This is a genomic window from Bradyrhizobium sp. YR681, assembly GCF_000282615.1.
Classification (GTDB): domain Bacteria; phylum Pseudomonadota; class Alphaproteobacteria; order Rhizobiales; family Xanthobacteraceae; genus Bradyrhizobium.
In genome coordinates this window covers 1-17,662 of record NZ_AKIY01000220.1, presented here as the reverse complement: position 1 = coordinate 17,662, position 17,662 = coordinate 1, and the positions used below count along the sequence as shown (strand labels likewise).

At 65.0% G+C, this 17,662-nt stretch carries 11 protein-coding genes; 8 read left to right on the top strand and 3 right to left on the bottom strand.

What is annotated here, in order from left to right; genetic code table 11:
* The first annotated feature begins 35 nt into the window (after positions 1–35).
* Positions 36–377 carry a hypothetical protein gene (locus PMI42_RS23260; protein WP_008138568.1) on the top strand — a complete coding sequence of 114 codons (342 nt, stop codon included), beginning with the start codon at positions 36–38 and terminating at the stop codon, positions 375–377.
* On the opposite strand, the gene PMI42_RS23255 is transcribed toward PMI42_RS23260, so the two are convergent.
* Positions 351–4,466 (bottom strand): bifunctional diguanylate cyclase/phosphodiesterase, encoded by a 4,116-nt coding sequence (locus PMI42_RS23255; RefSeq protein WP_008138567.1) that lies wholly within the window; start codon positions 4,464–4,466, stop codon positions 351–353. The genes PMI42_RS23260 and PMI42_RS23255 overlap by 27 nt on opposite strands.
* 294 nt (positions 4,467–4,760) lie before the next feature.
* Between PMI42_RS23255 and PMI42_RS23250 the strand changes: the two genes are divergently transcribed.
* Genes PMI42_RS23250 through PMI42_RS23240 form a run of 3 tightly spaced genes read left to right on the top strand, consistent with a single transcriptional unit; the run spans position 4,761 to position 8,000 of the window.
* Entirely contained in the window at positions 4,761–5,813 is a 1,053-nt protein-coding gene (locus PMI42_RS23250) for an Ldh family oxidoreductase (protein WP_008138566.1), read from the top strand.
* An 18-nt stretch (positions 5,814–5,831) separates the two neighbouring features.
* Entirely contained in the window at positions 5,832–7,199 is a 1,368-nt protein-coding gene (locus PMI42_RS23245) for an LLM class flavin-dependent oxidoreductase (protein WP_008138565.1), read from the top strand.
* A 15-nt stretch (positions 7,200–7,214) separates the two neighbouring features.
* Positions 7,215–8,000 carry a fumarylacetoacetate hydrolase family protein gene (locus PMI42_RS23240; protein WP_008138563.1) on the top strand — a complete coding sequence of 262 codons (786 nt, stop codon included), beginning with the start codon at positions 7,215–7,217 and terminating at the stop codon, positions 7,998–8,000.
* Between the two features lie 245 nt (positions 8,001–8,245).
* Here the strand turns inward: PMI42_RS23240 and PMI42_RS23235 are convergent, their stop codons facing one another.
* Positions 8,246–8,701 (bottom strand): Lrp/AsnC family transcriptional regulator, encoded by a 456-nt coding sequence (locus PMI42_RS23235; protein WP_008138562.1) that lies wholly within the window; start codon positions 8,699–8,701, stop codon positions 8,246–8,248.
* Between the two features lie 152 nt (positions 8,702–8,853).
* Between PMI42_RS23235 and PMI42_RS23230 the strand changes: the two genes are divergently transcribed.
* Together PMI42_RS23230 and iaaH are read left to right on the top strand one after the other, a co-directional pair.
* Positions 8,854–12,303, top strand: coding sequence for an indolepyruvate ferredoxin oxidoreductase family protein (locus PMI42_RS23230; RefSeq protein WP_008138560.1), 3,450 nt, complete (start codon positions 8,854–8,856; stop codon positions 12,301–12,303).
* A gap of 81 nt (positions 12,304–12,384) precedes the next feature.
* A complete protein-coding gene (gene iaaH / locus PMI42_RS23225; RefSeq protein WP_008138557.1) occupies positions 12,385–13,803 on the top strand; it encodes an indoleacetamide hydrolase in 1,419 nt (472 codons plus the stop codon).
* Positions 13,804–13,950: 147 nt separating this feature from the next.
* On the opposite strand, the gene PMI42_RS23220 is transcribed toward iaaH, so the two are convergent.
* Positions 13,951–14,859, bottom strand: coding sequence for a LysR family transcriptional regulator (locus PMI42_RS23220; RefSeq protein ID WP_008138555.1), 909 nt, complete (start codon positions 14,857–14,859; stop codon positions 13,951–13,953).
* A 289-nt stretch (positions 14,860–15,148) separates the two neighbouring features.
* Here PMI42_RS23220 and PMI42_RS23215 point away from each other — a divergent pair, with 289 nt between their 5' ends.
* Both PMI42_RS23215 and PMI42_RS23210 read left to right on the top strand, forming a co-directional pair.
* Complete coding sequence (locus PMI42_RS23215; RefSeq protein WP_008138553.1) at positions 15,149–16,330, top strand: HlyD family secretion protein; 1,182 nt, start codon at positions 15,149–15,151, stop codon at positions 16,328–16,330.
* A gap of 115 nt (positions 16,331–16,445) precedes the next feature.
* On the top strand, positions 16,446–17,662 hold a 1,217-nt coding region (locus PMI42_RS23210), incomplete at its 3' end, for a DHA2 family efflux MFS transporter permease subunit (RefSeq protein WP_008138550.1).

The following is a 17,662-nucleotide window of genomic DNA, read 5'->3' as shown; positions in this document are numbered from 1 at the left end:
TGTCATCCGGCGCGGATTCCGGGAGTATCGATTCAATGCATCAGGCTGCACGCCTGGAGTTCGAGCGCGTGATGGATGAATTCGTTCGCTGGCATGTCGTGGCCGAGAACGAGCGCTCGCCTGCGCCTGCCTGGTGGTGGGGGCCCGCCATGGCCGTGGTCGACGATCGGGAGCCGATGAGCTGCACATGGTGCGCCGAGCTCGGCCTGAACGAGGGCACGAGCTTCGCCGACGGCGCGCGCACGATCCTGGCGCTGTTCGTCGAGCAGACCTCGCTGACGGGGCCGCAGGATTTTCCGAGCAAGGCCGAGAGCGAGGATCACGGCGTCCGCGAGTTGCACCCGCAGCCGTCAGACGACAGCGCGTTTCAGCCGTAACGCCGCGGCTTCGGTGGCGGCAAGATCCGGCTCCGGCTGGAGCGGCGGCGCGACCGGCAACAGCATGGGCAGCAGCAGTTCCGCCATCTGCTTGGCCGGCAGCGGTTTCGAAATCAGGAAGCCCTGCATCTCGTCGCAGCCATGGGTGCGCAGGAACGCTTCCTGCTCGGCATTCTCGACGCCTTCGGCGACCACTGTCATACCGAGCGCCTTGCCCATGCTGATGATCGCCTGCGCGATGGCCTGATCCTCCGAATCCTGGGGCAGGTCGCGCACGAAGGAGCGGTCGATCTTGATGGTGTCGATCGGGAAGTGCTTCATCAGCGACATCGACGAATAGCCGGTGCCGAAATCGTCGATGGCCAGGCGAATGCCACGGCTCTGGATGGCGTCGAGCACCTTGAGCGCGCGCCCGACATTGCGCATCATCATGCTCTCGGTGACCTCGAGCTGGAGCAGCACCGGCGACATGCCGGAGGCCACCAGCGCCTCGTCGACGTCCTGCAACAGATGCTCGTCCACGAATTGCCGCGGCGACAGGTTCACCGCCATCGACACCGGCAGCAGGCCACGGCGCTGCCAGGCCATCGCCTGCGCGCAGGCCTCCTTCACCACCCAGCGGCCGATCGGCACGATCAGCCCGGTTTCCTCCGCGAGCGGAATGAACTGCGCCGGCGAGACGTTGCCCAGTTCGGGATGGTTCCAGCGCAACAGCGCTTCCACGCCGGTGATCTGGCCGGTCTCCATGTCTACCTTGGGCTGGTAGTTCAGCGTGAACTGCTCGCGTTCCAGCGCACGGCGCAGCGCGCTCTCGAGCGACAGCCGCTCGATCGACTGCGTCTTCACTTCCTTGGAAAAGAAACGGTAGCCGTTCTTGCCGTCTTCCTTGGCGAGATACATCGCCATGTCGGCGTTCTTGGTCAGCGTCTGCGCATCGGAGCCGTTGGCCGGATACATCGCGATGCCGATCGAGGCCGTGGTGTGGCACTCGTGGCCGGCCAGCTCCATCGGCTCGGCGAGCGCCGTCAGCAGCCCGGTCGCGATGCGCTGGACGTCGTCGATCTCGCCGCACTGGTCGAGGATGACCACGAATTCGTCGCCGCCGAGGCGCGCGACGACGTCGCTGGCCCGCAGCGCGCCGCGCAGCCGGGTCGCGACTTCGAGCAGAAGCAGATCGCCGGCCTCGTGGCCGAGCGAATCGTTGATGACCTTGAAACGATCCAGGTCGATGAACAGCACCGCGAAGCGGCGATCGTTGCGCTCGGCTTCGTCGATCGCCTCGCGCAGCAGCCCGTTGAAGGTCTCGCGATTCGGCAGATCGGTCAGGCTGTCGTGCGAAGCGAGATATTCAATACGCTCGTCCGCCTGGTTCTTCTCGTCGGCGCGATCGAAATTCTCCATCGCGAAGGAGACGTTGTCGGCCAGGCGCTGCAACAGCTCGACGAACTCTTCGGTGAAAGTGGCCGGCTCGGTCGACATGTAGATCATGACGCCGACGGCCTGATCGTGCGCGATGAGCGGGAATGCCGCGCCCGACCGCGCGCCGTCGCCGCGGACGACGGCATGGAAGGCGCGGACGCGGTCGTCGTTGAGATAGTCGTTGCTGATGCAGGGCTGGCGGGTCCGGAACGCCGTGCCGCTCATGCCGCGTCCCTCGGGACGCTCGGGATCGATCGAGAGGCGGACATTGCGCGTGGTGTCGGCGGACGGCCCGGCCGCGGCGACGATCTCCAGCTGGTCGCTGTCGGCTCTGGCCAGCGCGATCGTGGTCGAGGTGAACTTGGCGCCGCTCGATGCCGCGAGGCAGACGAGGTCGAACAGCTCGGCGCGCGATTTCGCCCGCATGATCGCCTCGTTGGTGGCGCTCAGTGCCGCGAACATGCGGGTCAGGCGTTCCTTCTGCGCCTCGGTGCGGGCTTTCTCCTCGGCGCGATCGAAATTGTCGAGCGCGAACGACACGTTCTCGGCGAGCCGCCCGAGAAGCTGAATGAGATCCGGCGTGAAGGTGCCTTCGTCCGGCGAGAGGAACAGCAGCGCGCCCACCGCCTTGCTGCCATTGCTGAGCAGCGGGAAGCAGGCGCCCGATTTCGTACCCTGCATGCGCGCGATCTGGTGCCAATGCGCGGTGCGGATATCGGTGAGAAGCTCGTTGGTGACGCAGGGGGCGCGGGTGCGGAACGCGGTGCCGGTCAGCCCACGGCCTTCGGGATGGTCGGCCGACGTCGAGAACCGCCATTGCTTGACCTGATAGCAGCTCTCGCCCTTGGTCATGGCGATGTCGAGGTAATCTCCGGTTTCGTCCACCAGCGCGATGGTCGCGGACGAGAAGGTGCCGCCGAGCACGGCCGCCTCGCAGACCACTTCGAACAATTCGTCGCGGGTCTTCACCCGCATGATCGCTTCGTTGGTCGCACTCAGCGCCTCGAGCATGCCCCTGAGGCGGTTGCGCTGCATTTCGGCCTTGGCCTTCTCGTCGGCGCGGTCGAAATTCTCCAGCGCGAAGGCGACATTGGCCTGGAGCTTGCGCAGCAGCTCGACGAATTCCTCGGTGAAGGTGCCGCGCTCCGGAGAGTTGAACAGGAACACGCCCTCGACCCGGTCGCCGTTGAACAGCGGCAGCGCCGCGGAGGACGCGATGCCGTTGCGGCGGGCGCTGGCCTGCCAGGGTGCGATGCGGTCGTCGGCGAGCACGTCGTTGCTGACGGCAGGCTGCCGCGTGCGGAACGCGGTCCCGGTCAGCCCGCGCCCTTCGGGCACCTGGTCGGAGGCGGAGAACTTGAAGGCGCGGACTTCATCGGCGTGAGGCCCGTAGCAGGCCACGACGCGCAGCAGCTCGGCGCGATGATCGACCAGCGCGATGGTGGCGGAGGTGAACTTGGCGCCCCTCGCCGTCGCCTCGCAGACGAGGTCGAACAGCTCCGATCGCGACCGCGCGCGCAGAATCGCCTCGTTGGTGGCGCTGAGCGCCGCATACATGCGCGCCAGGCGCTCCTCTTCCGCGGCGATTTTGGCCTTCTCGGCCTCGCGCCCGAAATTCTCGATGGCAAACGAGACGTTCTCGGCCATGCGCAGCAGCAGCGCGATGATTCCCTCGTCCTTGGCCCAGGAGCGGCTGATGAAGAACAGCAGCACGCCGACACTTTCGCCGTGCTCGATCAGCGGCGCGACCACGCAGGCGGCGACGCCGGTGTCGACGTTGGCCTGCTCCCACGGCGAGCCCCTGGTGCGGCTGGCGAGATCGTCTTCGACGATCGGCTTCTGCGTCCGGAACACTTCGCCGGAAATGCCCTTGCCGTAGGGGTTCTCCGGATCGATCGAATAGCGCGCCTGGGTCACCAATTCGAGATTCTGTCCGGTGGAGGCGACCGGAATCATCCAGTGCGAGTCCTTTTCGCGGAGCAGAACGATGGTCGCGAGCGACTTGCCGCTGTGCACGGCGGCATCGCACACGAGCTGATAGAGCTCGATGTCGGTCTTGGCGTGCAGGATGGCTTCGTTGGTGGCGCTGATGGCGCCGAACATGCGGTTGAGGCGCCGCATCGCCCGTTCGCCGCTTTGCCGCGCGGCTTCGCGCGCGAAATTGTCCAACGCATAGGAAATATTGGCCGACATGCGCTCGAACAGCGACACCATCTGCTCGTTCAGCGAACCGGCGTCGCGGCGGGTCACGTACAACACGCCGACACTCTTGCCGTTGCAGAGCAGCGGCAGCGCTGCGGCAGCGCCGATATTGGCCCTGGCGGCGCCCTCCCGCCACGCCCGCGAGCGCGGATCGTTCAGATAGTCGTTGCTGACGCACAGCTTCTGATCGCGAAATGCCTCGCCGCCGACGCCCGATCCTTCCGGCGTGCCGGCATCCGTGGTGATCTCGATCGCGCGCAGCCGCGCGATATCGTCGCCGCAGCCGGCCGCAAAGCGAAGCCACCGTCCATCCGGTCCCACGAGGAACACGGCCACGGCCAAAAAATCCCCGCTCGAAAACCCGGCGTCGCAGACCTTCTGGTACAGCTCGTCCGGCGATTTCGCGTAGAGGATCGCTTCGTTGATGGCGCTCAACGCCGCAAAGGTGCGCGCGAGTGTCGTCGGCACGATCTCAGCTCCCGGGCATTTCTGCCTAATTCTCCCGGGTACGTTATGAACGGCCATCGCCTAAGTGGTCGTTATTGCGCGCCGCAAACCATCGATCAAAGTGAACGAGCTGCGAACGACCCGCGCCAAACTGTCGAAAATACCGCCGCACGGGACCAATCTTCGACCAAAGGCGCGTTCTCTTTACGAATTTGCAGCCCTGTATTGGTTTACGGGACGTTGATATCGGTCCTGCGCTTTGAGACGATGGCAGGCAACAAACGCCCGCCAAGGGCGAGACCCTAAGGAAACGCCATGCCGATCGTCAGGGCCGACCGCCTCACCCGCATCAGCGCTGCGCTGCTCAAGGCGGCCGGAGCGTCCCAGGAAGAGGCCGATGCGGTCGCGACCGGCTGCGTCAACGCCAATCTCGCCGGCCACGACTCTCACGGCGTGATCGCGGTTCCCACCTATATCGACCGCATCAAGGCCGGCCACATCGTTCCCGGCGCCAAATGGACCATCGTCCAGGAATCGCCGACCACGACCGTGATCGACGGCCATTGGGGGTTTGGCTTCCACGTCAACGCCAGGGCGATGGCGCTGACGATCGAGAAGGCGAAGACAGCGAACGTCGCCGCCTGCACCGTGTTCCGGCAGAGCCATGTCGGCCGCCTCGCCGCCTATCCGCTGATGGCGATGCGCGAAGGCATGATCGGGATTGCGACGGCCGATTCCGGCCGCTCGCCGAAGCACGTGGCGCCATTCGGCGGCAAGGAGCCGCGGCTCGGCACCAACCCGATCTCGATCGCGGTGCCGTCCGATCTCGACGCACCGTTCTATCTGGACATGGCGACCTCGGCGGTGGCGGCCGGCAAGATCCAGCTCGCAGTCGCGCGCGGCGAGACGATTCCGACGGGGTGGATCATCGACGCCGAAGGGCGGCATACCACCGACCCGACGCAATACCGCAAGGGCGGCGCGCTGCTGCCGCTCGGCGGCACTGAAGGCTACAAGGGCAGCGGCCTTGCAGCGATGGTCGAGGTGCTCTGCGGCCTGCTCACCGGTCTCGGCTTCGGCGTGGAGCCGACCGGGCGGCATAATGACGGGTGTTTCATGGCGGTGTTCAACGTCGCCGCTTTCCGCCCGCTCAAGGAGTTCAAGCGCGAGGTCGCCGAATTCGCGCAGTACCTGAAATCGACGCCGCCCTCGGAGGGCAGCACCGGCGTCTACTATCCCGGCGAAATCGAAGGCGTGCGCGAGCAGCAGCGGCTGCGCGACGGCATCGAGATCGAGGATGCGACCTGGGAGAAGTTGCGCGCGCTGGCGCGCGACTACCGGCTCGACACGATCCTCGATCTGGCCTGACGGCATCAGGAGAATGGCATGACGCGACAGATGGTATTGGTCGGCTTCCTTCAGGCGCAGAATTGCACCAACCTGCCGAGCTCGTGGCGGCACCCGGACTCGCGCGACGATTCGATGTCGGCGGACTACTACCAGGAAATCGCGAGAATCCTCGAAGCGGGCAAATTCCACATGGCCTTCTTCGACGATCGCCTGGCGATGCCCGACCGCTACGGCAACGACCACGCTCACACGGTCGAATACGGTATCCGCTGCGTGAAGATGGATCCGCTGATCGTGCTGACGGCAATGGGCCTGGTCACCGACAAGCTCGGCCTGGGCGCGACCTGCTCGACCACCTATTACGAGCCGTTCGATGTCGCGCGCCGCTTCGCGACGCTCGACCTGATGTCGGGCGGGCGCGCCGGCTGGAACGTCGTCACCTCGCTCAATGACGGCGAAGCACTCAACATGGGGCGCGACTCCCATCCCGAACACGATTCCCGCTACGACAAGGCCGACGAGTTCATGGAGGTCGTGCTCGGCCATTGGGACACCTGGGAGGACGGCGCCCTGATCATGGACAAGCAAAGCGGCCGCTTTGCCGATCCGGCCAAGGTGAAGCGGCTCGATCACAAGGGACCAGCCTTCAAGTCGCGCGGACCGTTCACCGTGCCGCGTTCGCAACAGGGCCATCCCGTCATCATCCAGGCCGGCGCATCGGGCCGCGGCCAGCGCTTTGCCGGGCGATGGGGCGAAGTGATCTTCACCGCCGCGCGCAATCTCGCGGCCGCCAAGGAGGGTTATGCGGCCGTGCGCAACGAAGCCGCCAAGGCCGGCCGCGATCCCGACCAGATGTTCCTCTGCAATCTGACAACGCCGGTCTGCGCCGCGACCAGGTCCGAAGCCGAGGACAGGATGGCGCTGATCAACAAGCTGCCGCTCGAGATCGATGCGCTGTCGCTGCTCGCCGAGGCGCTCAATTACGATTTCGCCTCCAAGGATCTCGACGAGCCGCTGACCACGGACGAGCTGAAGAGCATGCAGGGCATTCTGGGCATTCGCGACGGCGTGCTGAAAAATTCGGGCAAGAGCAATCCGAGCGCACGCGACTTCGTCACCTTCTCCGGCCGCGGCCAGGTCTATGACGCCATGGTCGGCGGCCCCAAGGAGATCGCGGACAAGTTGGAGGAGATGTTCGTCGAGCGCGGCTGCGACGGCTTTGTCATCGCCGCCACCTACGTGCCCGGCTCCTATGCCGATTTCGTGCAGCACGTCGTGCCGGAGCTGCAACGCCGAGGGCTGTTCCAGAAGGACTATCGCGGCAAGACCCTCCGCGAAAATCTGGGACTGAAGCGACCGGCCGCCGGCGCCTGGAAAGTGCAGCCGCGCGATGCCGCGGAGTAACAACGAGGATACATCATGCGCTGGCTGAAATTCACCGCCTCGGACAAGACCTCCTGGGGGATCGTCGAAGGCGACCAGGTGATCGCGGTCGACGGCGACCCCTTTGGCGAATGGCAGCGGACCTCGCGCACGCATCCGCTTGGCGACGTCAAGATCGAGCTGCCGCTGATCCCGCGCACGTTTTATTGCGTCGGCCTGAATTACCTCAAGCACCTTAAGGAGGCTGCCGACAAGCGCGGCGAAGTCCCGGCCGTGCCTGACCGGCCCGAAATCGGCTATCGCGCGCAGAACGCGCTGATCGCCCATGACGAGGAGGTCGTGATCCCGTCCTTTGCGACCGACAAGATCCACTATGAAGGCGAGCTTGTCGTCGTCATCGGCAGGAAGGTGAAGCACCTCACCAAGCAGAACGCGATGGATTGCGTGTTCGGCTACACCATCGGCAACGACGTCAGCGAACGCAGCTGGCAGAAGGCCGACCGCAGCCTGTGGCGCTCGAAGAATGCCGACACCTTCAAGCCGATGGGCCCGTGGATCGAGACCGAGGCCAATCTCGCGAAAATGCAGACCGTCGTCCGGGTCAACGGCAAGGAGACCAACCGCTTCTACACCAACGACATGATCTTCGGCGTCGTGCCGTTCCTGGTCGAGCTGACGAAATACTTCACGCTCTGGCCCGGCGACGTGATCTGGATGGGCACCGACGGTGCTTCGCCCGACATCAAGCACGGCGATGTCGTGGAGATCGACATCACAGGTGTCGGGACGCTGCGGAATAGATTTGTGCGGGAGCCGCGGTGATCCTCATCCTTGGGAGCTTGCGCAGCAAGCGTCTCGAAGGATGAAGGCCCGGTTCTCGGCCTCACCCTTCGGGACGGCCGCTGCGCGGCCTCCTCAGGGTGAGGAGATAGAGTCGCGTGTGCAGCAAAATCAACGGTGCCGTAAGGTGAGCAAAGGCGCACTCGCGCCGTGCCCACGATCTTTTTCCGCCGTGAAAGAATGGTGGGCACGCTTCGCTTTGCCCACCCTACGGCACCTGCCGTGTGTCAAAACGGCAGCGCCACGCTGGTCTTGATCTCTTTCAGCACCACATTGCTGCGGACATAGCGGATGCCGGGAATGCGGAACATGAACTCGTCGAGGAATCTGTTGTAGGCCGCCATGTCCTGCACGACGACGCGCAAATGATAGTCGGCGTCGCCCGTCGTCGCAAAGCACTCCAACACCTCGCGCCGCGTGGTCACCTGCGCGACGAACTCATCGACGAATTTCGCGTCATGGCGTTCCAGCGAGACATGGAGGATGGCCGACATCGCAAAGCCCGCCTGCTCGCGCGTGACCAGCGCGGCATAGCCGTGGATGATTCCGGCCTCCTCCAGCGCACGCACCCGGCGCCAGCAGGCCGAAGTGGACATGCCGACCTCGTCAGCCAGCTGCTGGTTGGTGGCGCGGCCGTCCTTCTGGAGATGGGCAAGAATCCGGGTGTCCTGCTCTTCAATCATGAATGCCCTCAATTTGATTGAATCTACCACATTATGTCCCTTGACGCAAAAACCTACCGAATTACCGCGGTACAGGGGATAGATAGGTAAGACCTACCAAGCCGGCGGGCCTACCCTCCCCCTATTCGGCAGGATGCCGCGCGAGGTCCGCCATGGACGCCATTCCGTCACTTGATGCTTATGAGCTCTCCGACCGCTATCACCGCGAGGAGGGCCGTGTCTTCCTCACGGGGACGCAGGCCATCGTTCGCATTGCGCTCGACCAGGCCAGGCGCGACCGCGCGTGCGGCCTCAACACGGCCGGCTTCATCTCCGGCTATCGCGGCTCGCCGCTCGGCGGCGTCGATCTCGAGCTGTGGCGCATCCAGGAGCGGCTCAAGCAGGACCGCATCGAATTCCTCCCCGCGGTGAACGAGGACCTTGCGGCAACCGCGGTGCTCGGCTCGCAGCAGGTCGAGACGCAAGGAGACCGCGAGGTCGATGGCGTGTTCGGCCTCTGGTACGGCAAGGGCCCCGGCGTCGATCGCTCCGGCGATGCGCTCAAGCACGGCAATGCCTACGGCTCCTCCCCCCATGGCGGCGTGCTGGTGGTCGCCGGCGACGACCACGGCTGCGTGTCGTCCTCGATGCCGCACCAGTCCGACGTTGCCTTCATGAGCTGGTTCATGCCGACGCTGCATCCGGCCGATGTCGGCGAATATCTGGCGTTCGGCGAATATGGCTACGCGCTGAGCCGCTTCTCCGGCATGTGGGTCGGCTTCAAGGCGATCTCGGAGATCGTGGAATCCAGCGCTTCCGTCGCATTGCGCCCGCCGCGCCATTTCCGCACGCCCGACTTCACGCCGCCGCCCGGCGGCCTGCACTACCGCTGGCCGGATCTTCCGGGCCCGCAGATCGAGGAGCGGCTGGAGGCGAAAAAGCACGCGGTCTACGCCTTCGCAAAGGCCAATCCGATCGACCGGCACATTTACGACATTCCCAATGCCACCTACGGCATCGTCACGACAGGCAAGGCGCATCTCGATCTTATGGAGGCGCTACGGCTGATGGGGCTGGATGAAGCCGCCTGCCGCCGCATCGGCATCGACGTCTACAAGGTCGGCATGGTCTGGCCGCTGGCGCTGCACGATGCCATGGACTTCGTGAAGGGCAAGCGCGAGATCCTCGTGGTCGAGGAAAAGCGCGGCATCATCGAGAGCCAGTTCAAGGAATATTTCTACGATTATCCCGGCAGCAAGCCCGAGCGCATGGTCGGCAAGCACGACGAAACCGGCGCACGGCTGATCTCATGGATCGGCGAATTGTCGCCCCGTGCGCTGGCATCCGTACTGGCGCGCCGGCTCGATCCGATGTTTCCGGGCCTCAATCTCGCCGCGCGGGCCGCTGCACTGCTGCCGGAGGCCGAGCGCACGATCAACGTCCCGGGCGCGACGCGCACGCCATACTTCTGCTCGGGATGCCCGCACAACACATCGACAAAGGTGCCGGAGGGATCAAAGGCCCTGGCCGGCATCGGCTGCCACTTCATGGCAAGCTGGATGGACCGCGAGACCTCGTCGCTGATCCAGATGGGCGGCGAAGGCGTGAACTGGGCGGCATCGTCGCGATTCACCGGCAACAAGCACATCTTCCAGAATCTCGGCGAAGGCACCTATTATCACTCCGGCTCGATGGCGATCCGGCAAGCGATCGCCGCAAAAGCCAACATCACCTACAAGATCCTGTTCAACGATGCCGTGGCGATGACCGGCGGCCAGCCGGTCGACGGTCCCGTCAGCGTGCATGCGATCGCGCACAGCGTTCGCGCCGAGGGCGTGACGCGCATCGCACTGGTGTCGGACGATCCTGCGCAGTTTTCGCCGGCGGACCTGCCCATCGGCGTCAGCATCCATCCGCGCGAGGAGATGGATGGCGTGCAGCGCGAGTTGCGCGAGGTCTCCGGCGTGTCGGTCCTGATCTATCAGCAGACCTGCGCCACCGAAAAGCGCCGCCGCCGCAAGCGCGGGCAGATGACCGACCCGAAACGCTTTGCGTATATCAACGATCTCGTCTGCGAGGGCTGCGGTGATTGCTCGGTCGAATCCAACTGCCTCAGCGTCGAGCCGAAGGAGACGCCGTTCGGCCGCAAGCGCCAGATCAACCTGTCGGCCTGCAACAAGGACTTTTCCTGCCTCAACGGCTTTTGCCCGAGCTTTGTCACCGTCGAGGGTGCGACACGGCGGAAAAAGAGCGCGAGCCAGATCGACGCAATCGGCCGCGCGGCCACGCTTGCCCCGCCCGCCCCCGCATCGCTCGACCGGCCCTACGATTTGCTCGTGACAGGCGTCGGCGGTACCGGCGTGATCACGGTCGGTGCGCTGATCGGCATGGCCGCGCATCTTGAGCGCCGAGGCGTCACGGTGCTCGACTTCACGGGTTTTGCGCAGAAATTCGGGCCGGTGCTGAGCTTCATCCGGCTCGCCGCTTCGCCCGAGGCACTGCACCAGGTGCGCATCGACCAGGGCGCTGCCGATGCGCTGATCGGCTGCGACCTCGTCGTCAGCTCCGCGCCGAAAGCCTCCGGCACCTATCGCCGCGGCACGCGTGCCGCTGTCAACACGGCGGAGATGCCGACCGGCGACGTCGTCCGCTTCCGCGACGCCGATCTGGCCTCGCCCGCCCGCCTGCGCGCGATCGGCCGCGTCATCGGCACCGACAATCTCGATACCATCAACGCCAACGCGCTGGCCGAGCGGCTGCTCGGCGATGCCGTCTATGCCAATATCATCATGCTCGGTTTTGCCTGGCAGCGCGGACTGGTTCCGGTCTCGCTGCAGGCGCTGCTCCGCGCGATCGAGCTGAACGGCGTCGCGGTCGAGCGCAACAAGCAGGCCTTTGCCTGGGGCCGCATCGCTGCCGCCGATCCGGATGTCTTGCCGAAAACCAACGAAGCGCCGAAGGCCGAGACGCTCGACCAGCTCATTGCTCGCCGCGCCGATTTCCTCTCCGCGTATCAGAACGATGCCTATGCGGCACGCTATCGGTCGATGATCGAGAAAGTCCGCCGCGCCGAAGCCACGCTGGGCAGCGAAGCCCTGAGCGAAGCGGTCGCGCGCGCCCTGTTCAAGCTGATGGCCTACAAGGACGAATACGAGGTGGCGCGCCTGCACATGAGAAGCGGTTTCCTCGACAAATTGGGGCGCGAGTTCGAGGACGGTTTCAGTGTCCAATACCACCTTGCCCCGCCATTCCTGCCATCAGGGCACGACGCCCGCGGCCGTCCACGCAAGCGCGCCTTCGGCCAATGGATCCAGATGCCGCTCGCGATGCTGGCGCGATTGAAGGGATTGCGGGGAACGCCGTTCGATCCGTTCGGCTACACCGAAGAGCGGCGCGCAGAGCGGGAGCTGATCACCTGGTATGAAAGCCTGATCGAACATATGCTCGGCCGGCTCGACGCAGCGCGACTGCCAGACCTCGTGACGATCGCGAAGGCGCCGATGGACATCCGTGGCTACGGCCCGGTGAAGGACACCGCGATCGCCAAGGTGAAGAGCGAGGTCGAGCGGCTCCTTGCGAATTTGACGACATCGGTAGCGCAAAAGATGCACGCCCACGGTTGACGCGGCACCAATGAGGCCTCAGCCTCGGGGCTACGCTTTGAGGGACGTCCTGTCGGCGCCTCTGCAATCGGGTGACGCATCATGGATTTCGACCAGTTGACCCTGACCCAGGCCGCGGCCGACCTGCGCGCCGGCAAGGTGACGAGCACAGCACTCACGACGGAAGCGCTTGCCCGCGCCAAGGCCCGTGCCGACCTCAACGCCTTCGTCACCCTGGACGAGGCCGGCGCCCTGAAGGCCGCAGCCGCATTCGACGCGACGGGCGACAAGGCACAACCGCTCGGCGGCGTGCCCATCGTGATCAAGGACAATATCGAGGTCGCGGGAATGCCCTGTAGCGCCGGCACACCCGCGCTGAAGGATTATGTTCCGAAGGCCGATGCGCCGGTGGTTGCGAAGCTGCGCGCCGCGGGCGCTATCATCATCGGCAAGACCGGCATGCACGAGCTTGCCTTCGGCATCTCCGGTTACAACACCGCATTCAAGACCGGCGCGGAGTTCGGCGTGCGCAACGCCTATGACCGCGCCCTGATCGCCGGCGGCTCCTCGTCCGGCACGGGCGCCGCGCTCGGCGCACGGATCGTCGCGGGCGGGCTTGGCACCGACACCGGCGGATCGGTCCGGGTGCCCGCCGCGCTCAACGGATGCGCCTCGCTGCGACCGACCGTCGGCCGCTATCCACAAGAGGGCATCGCGCCGATCTCGCACACCCGCGACACCGCGGGGCCCATGGCTGCGACCATGGCGGACGTCGCGCTGCTCGACCGCGTCATTGCGGGCGGCGACGTCATTGCGCCAGCCGATCTGAAGCAGGTGCGGATCGGCATCGTGAAGGCGATGCTGACCAATCTCGATGCCGACACCGACGCGGCGTTCCAGGCGGCGGTTGCGAAGGTGAAGGCGCAGGGCGTCACGCTCGTCGAGATCGAGATGCCGCGGCTGGCCGAGCTCAACGGCCAGGTCAGCTTCCCGGTCGCGCTGTACGAGGCCTATGACGATCTGGTCGCGTATCTCGAGCATACCGGTACTGGCCTTGGCATCGAGGCACTGGCGCAGGACATCTCCAGCGCCGACGTGAAGGGCACCTATGATGGTCTGGTGATCCCGCGCAAGCTGCCCGCCCCCGATGGCACGCTGGTCGACGCCAAGCCGATCTATGACGCGGCGATCAAGACCGCGCGGCCCGCGCTTCAGGCGCTCTATGGCAAGACTTTCGCCGACAACCGGATCGATGCCATCGCCTTCCCGACCACGCCGCGCGTGGCGATTGCCTCCAACCCCGAATCCAGCACCCTCGAGAATTTCGGCCTGTTCATCCAGAACACCGACCCCGGCAGCAATGCCGGCATTCCCGGCATCCAGATCCCGATCGCGCTCGGTGCGACCAGCAAATTGCCGATCGGGCTCGAGCTCGACGGCCCCGCAGGAAGCGATCGCCGCCTGCTCGCGATCGGCATGGCGCTCGATGCCGTGTTCGGGCGACTGCCGCCGCCGCGTTGACGCTTCCGTAGGCTGGGCAAAGCGACTTGTCCGCCGTAGCTCGCAGAGCGAAGGCGGAAGCGTGCCCACCTCTTCCCAGTTTTCGGGAGAGATGGTGGGCACGGCGCTGACGCGCCTTTGCCCACCCTACGGCACTGCCGATGCCGCTCATGAATACGGATTGATCAGCTTCTGCTGCTCGGCACTGTGATGCACCAGCATGTCGATGAAGGTCCTCACCTTCGCCGACAGATGATGCTTGTGCGGATAGACCGCGTTCATCGACATCTCGACCGGCCGGTATTCCGGCAGAAGGCGCACCAGCCGGCCGGCATCGAGATCGTCGCCGACCAGGAAACCGGCGGCGAGGCTGATGCCCGCACCCTGTAGCGCGGCCTCGCGCAGGGCTTCGCCGCTGTTGGTGATCAGATTGCCTGACACCCGCACCGAGGCCGGCGTGCCCTTGCGATCGAAGAAACGCCACTCGTCGAAGGGATAGTTGATGTGGCGGACGCAATTGTGCCCGGCCAGATCCTCGAGCTTCTGCACGCGTCCATGCGCCTCGATATAGGCGTGCGAGCAGCACAGCACGTGCCGCCAGGTCGCGAGACTCCGCACGATCAGGCTCGAATCCGGCGGCGCAATCATGCGCAGCGCAAGGTCAAAACCTTCCTCGATCAGGTCGACATTGGTCTCGCCCATGCGCAGATCGACCTTGACCTCCGGATAGGTCGCGAGGAATTCGGCCATCACCGGGGCCACGAACGAAACCATATGCGTCGCGGTATGGATGCGCAGCGTCCCGCGCGGCGTCGATTGCAGCGCGCCGGCGATATCGTCGGCCTGCTCGATATCGGCAAGAATCTGGATGCAGCGGTCGTAATAGGCCTTGCCGATCTCGGTCAGGTTGACCTTGCGCGTGGTGCGCTGAAGCAGCCTCACCCCGAGCCGGTCCTCCAGCGCCTGGACGTGATTGCTCACCATGGTGGTCGACATGTTGAGCTTGCGCGCCGCTGCGGAGAAGCCGCCGGTCTCGACCACCCGGCTGAACACTTCAAGGCTGGTCAATCGGTCCATAGCCGCTTGATTATCCGCTTTTGATCGACAATCGCAAGAAACCAACCCCGATTATCCATCAAACCATACACGATCTCGCTTGGCGTGCAGCAGGGCGCATGCGTGGCAGCAATCGCTCGACAGACGCGGCAATCGCTCTGGGGCAGTCGCGGGTCCGGTTCGCTAGAGCATGACGACCAGGACGATGCTTCCGACTATTCACCCCGGATGGATAATCCTTCCTGCATTTCACCAATTATCACTTGGCGCGGGAAGACCGATAGTCAGAGCAAGCCGACAGGAGATTGCGATGTCCGAGATGCCCCGCACCGAGAACTTCCAGCAAGCAACTGAAATATCTCACGATTCCGTCCAGGCGTCACCGGCTGTCCCGTCCGGGAACAGGGTCCGGCGCGTGGCGCTGGCGCTCGCGCTCCTCGCAGGCACGACGACCATCGTCTATTACGCGCACGATTACTGGACCAACGGCCGTTACCTCGAGACGACCGACGATGCCTATGTAAAGGCGGATTCCACGATCATCGCCCCAAAGGTCTCCGGCTACATCGCAAAGGTGCTGGTCGGCGACAACGAGACGGTCAGAGCGGGCCAGACGCTGGCGAAGATCGACGACCGCGACTTCAAGGCGGCGCTCGGCCAGGCCCGCGCCGACGTGGCGGCCGGCGAAGCCTCGGTCCGCAACATCGACGCCCAGCTCGAACTCCAGCAACCCATCATCGAGCAGAGCACGGCCGATGTCACCGCCGCCGATGCCAATCTGAAGTTCGCGCAAGAAGAGCGCGCCCGCTATGACGATTTGATGAAATCAGGCTCCGGCACGATCCAGCGCGCACAGCAGACCGACGCCGCGCTGCGCGCCAGCAGCGCGCAATTGCAGCACGCGAAATCAGGCCTGACCGCCGCACAGCGCAAGGTCGACGTGCTCACCACCCAGCGCGCCCAGGCGACCGCCCAGCTCGAGCGCGCCCGCGCGGTCGCCCAGCAGGCAGAGTTGAACCTGTCCTATACCGAGATCACCGCGCCGGTCGACGGCACGGTCGGCGCCCGCAGCTTGCGCGTCGGCCAGTATGTGCAGGCCGGCACGCAATTGATGGCGGTGGTGCCGCTCGATGCGGTCTATGTCGTTGCGAATTTCAAGGAGACGCAGCTGACGCATGTGCGTCCGGGCCAGCCGGTCGAGCTGCATGTCGACAGTTTTCGCAATCGCACGCTGCACGGCCATGTCGACAGCCTGTCGCCGGCCAGCGGACTTGAATTCGCGCTGCTGCCTCCCGATAACGCTACGGGCAATTTCACCAAGATCGTGCAGCGCGTGCCGGTGAAGATCGTGCTCGACGACCGCAGCCTGACCGGGCTGCTGCGGCCCGGCATGTCGGCAGAGCCGACGATCGACACCAAGGCGACGGTGCTGGCAGAGCGCGAGACGGCCAGGCGCCTCGCCGACAACGCGACGCGCCCGAACGGCGGCTGAAGCCAGGAAACGGGCGGGACTACCAAGTCCTGCCGGATGATCCTTCCAGGACTTCGGCGATTATTGAGACCATCGGCCTGACCCATCCTGTCTCCGTAACCGAGACGAGGCTTCCATGAGCACGCTCCAAACGACCGTCAACGCCACTGCGAGCCTCCCCGCTCCCGCTGCGCCCGTCACGCCGGCGATCTCTGCAAAAACCTGGATTGCGGTGATCGGCGCCACGCTCGGCGCCTTCATGGCGGTGTTGAACATCCAGATCGTCAACGCCTCGCTCGCCGATGTCCAGGGTGCGATCGGCGCCGGCATCGACGACGGCGGCTGGATCTCGACCTCCTATCTGATCGCCGAGATCGTGGTGATCCCGCTCTCCGGCTGGCTCGCCCAGGTGTTCTCGATCCGCCTCTATCTGCTCACCAACGCCGTCCTGTTCCTGATTCTGTCGGCGGCCTGCGCGCTGGCGCGGGACCTGCCGCAGATGATCGTGCTGCGCGCCGTGCAGGGCTTCACCGGCGGCGTGCTGATCCCGATGGCCTTCACCCTGATCATCACGCTGCTGCCGCGTGCAAAGCAGCCGGTCGGCCTCGCGCTGTTCGCGCTGTCGGCGACGTTCGCGCCGGCGATCGGCCCAACCATCGGCGGCTATCTCACCGAAAATTTCGGCTGGCAGTACATCTTCTATGTCAACCTCGTGCCCGGCGCGGTGATGGTCGGCATGCTCTGGTATGCGCTCGACGCGAAACCCATGAAGCTGGCGCTGCTGCGCGAGGGCGACTGGGCCGGCATCATCACCATGGCGATCGGCCTGTCCGCACTCCAGACCGTGCTGGAGGAGGGCAACAAGGACGATTGGTTCGGCTCGCCCTTCATCGTCAAGCTCTCGGTGATCGCGGCGGTGGCGCTGACCGCGTTCCTGATCATCGAGCTCACCGTGAAGAAGCCGCTCCTGAATCTGCGCCTGCTGGTTCGCCGCAATTTCGGCTTCGGCATGCTCGCCAACTTCCTGCTCGGCGTCGCGCTATACGGCTCGGTGTTCATCCTGCCGCAATACCTGGCACGCATCCAGGGCTACAATGCCGAGCAGATCGGCATGGTGCTGGCGTGGACCGGACTGCCGCAGCTCCTGCTGATCCCGCTCGTGCCGCGCCTGATGCAGAAATTCGACGCACGCATCATCATCGGCGTCGGCTTCGTGCTGTTCTCGGCCTCGAACTTCATGAACATCTATATGACCAACGACTACGCCGCCGACCAGCTGCTGTGGCCCAATGTCGTGCGCGCGGTCGGCCAGGCGCTGGTGATGGCACCGCTGTCGGCTGTGGCGACCGCCGG

What these genes read in the sequence shown, in the direction of transcription:
- PMI42_RS23260 (WP_008138568.1), top strand. Translation starts at nt 36, where the DNA reads ATGCATCAGGCTGCACGCCTGGAGTTCGAGCGCGTGATGGATGAATTC.
- PMI42_RS23250 (WP_008138566.1), top strand. Translation starts at nt 4,761, where the DNA reads ATGCCGATCGTCAGGGCCGACCGCCTCACCCGCATCAGCGCTGCGCTG.
- PMI42_RS23245 (WP_008138565.1), top strand. Translation starts at nt 5,832, where the DNA reads ATGACGCGACAGATGGTATTGGTCGGCTTCCTTCAGGCGCAGAATTGC.
- PMI42_RS23240 (WP_008138563.1), top strand. Translation starts at nt 7,215, where the DNA reads ATGCGCTGGCTGAAATTCACCGCCTCGGACAAGACCTCCTGGGGGATC.
- PMI42_RS23235 (WP_008138562.1), bottom strand. Translation starts at nt 8,701, where the DNA reads ATGATTGAAGAGCAGGACACCCGGATTCTTGCCCATCTCCAGAAGGAC.
- PMI42_RS23230 (WP_008138560.1), top strand. Translation starts at nt 8,854, where the DNA reads ATGGACGCCATTCCGTCACTTGATGCTTATGAGCTCTCCGACCGCTAT.
- iaaH (WP_008138557.1), top strand. Translation starts at nt 12,385, where the DNA reads ATGGATTTCGACCAGTTGACCCTGACCCAGGCCGCGGCCGACCTGCGC.
- PMI42_RS23220 (WP_008138555.1), bottom strand. Translation starts at nt 14,859, where the DNA reads ATGGACCGATTGACCAGCCTTGAAGTGTTCAGCCGGGTGGTCGAGACC.
- PMI42_RS23215 (WP_008138553.1), top strand. Translation starts at nt 15,149, where the DNA reads ATGTCCGAGATGCCCCGCACCGAGAACTTCCAGCAAGCAACTGAAATA.